At 32.9% G+C, this 946-nt stretch carries 1 protein-coding gene and 1 pseudogene; both read right to left on the minus strand.

What is annotated here, in order from left to right; all coding sequences use genetic code 11:
* Positions 1-41: 41 nt before the first annotated feature.
* A complete protein-coding gene (locus OZD61_RS02105; protein ID WP_274979675.1) occupies positions 42-434 on the minus strand; it encodes a hypothetical protein in 393 nt (130 codons plus the stop codon).
* A 46-nt stretch (positions 435-480) separates the two neighbouring features.
* A pseudogene (locus OZD61_RS02110) lies at positions 481-879 on the minus strand (MgtE intracellular N domain protein); the annotation flags it as partial.
* Between the last annotated feature and the right edge of the window lie 67 nt (positions 880-946).

Here is a 946-nt window from a genome sequence, read left to right on the forward strand (position 1 = left end):
CCAGCTTGCAAATGATTGTCCTTTCCTTCATTTCTCTCCTATTACGAAGATTTTAAACAGGTTCTAAGATCTGCAAGTTCACTGTCTATACTACTTGTCTTGCTGCCTATACTATCTATGGTTGATGATAATTGTGTTATTATACCACTTTGAATTGCACTATCCATATTTTCGTCATACTTATTAATGCTGTTTATCAAGCCATCATAAAAATTTTTAAGGTGCTTGATGGTCAATGTAATTTGTGGCATCTTATCAATCTCTTCTTGTGTCATATCTTTAGTTATATCAAATTCTTCCTTTGTTTTACCACTGACAATCTTTTTTATTACTGGCTTTTCAAAGCTTGGTTTATCAAACTTCGGCTTCGAAAGTTGTAATGTATTATTTGATTCAACTTCTTCACTAGAATATAATTTTACATTTTTATTCATAATAGTTACCTCCTATAAAAAAACTACTTATCTTTATAAATCACTACTATACAAATAACAGTGAGTCATTATTAATGTCTACTATTGTAAAGTCTGGAGCCTGTCCAATATCTGGCATATCGTCCTTGATTTGCTTGAGCATCTCAATCATTTCCTTGTTCTGTTTACTCTGCTCTTCAAGTTCCCCTTTTAATGCATCAATAATAGCTTTAGACTGATCTTTACTGCCAAGATCACCAATCACAGCTGTCACTTTCTCATAAGGCAATTTGTGAATAATATCTTTTAGCTCTTCTGCACCTACGTTATCCAAAAGTTCTTTAAACTGCTCATTAGACATATTGCGAGCAAAAGCTTGAAGTTTCTCTGGGTTGTCAGCTAAAGACTTAATGATAATCTGAATCCTATTAGAATCAGTTAAATCCTGAGCAATTGCTTCAAGTTTCTTAGAACCTGTTTAAAATCTTCGTAATAGGAGAGAAATGAAGGAAAGGACAATCATTTGCAAGCTG

Source organism: Wolbachia endosymbiont of Drosophila bocki, assembly GCF_028982005.1.
GTDB lineage: Bacteria > Pseudomonadota > Alphaproteobacteria > Rickettsiales > Anaplasmataceae > Wolbachia > Wolbachia pipientis.

Bases quoted from the DNA above. Each gene is read 5' to 3' on its own strand.
- OZD61_RS02105 (WP_274979675.1), bottom strand. From the start codon at position 434: ATGAATAAAAATGTAAAATTATATTCTAGTGAAGAAGTTGAATCAAAT.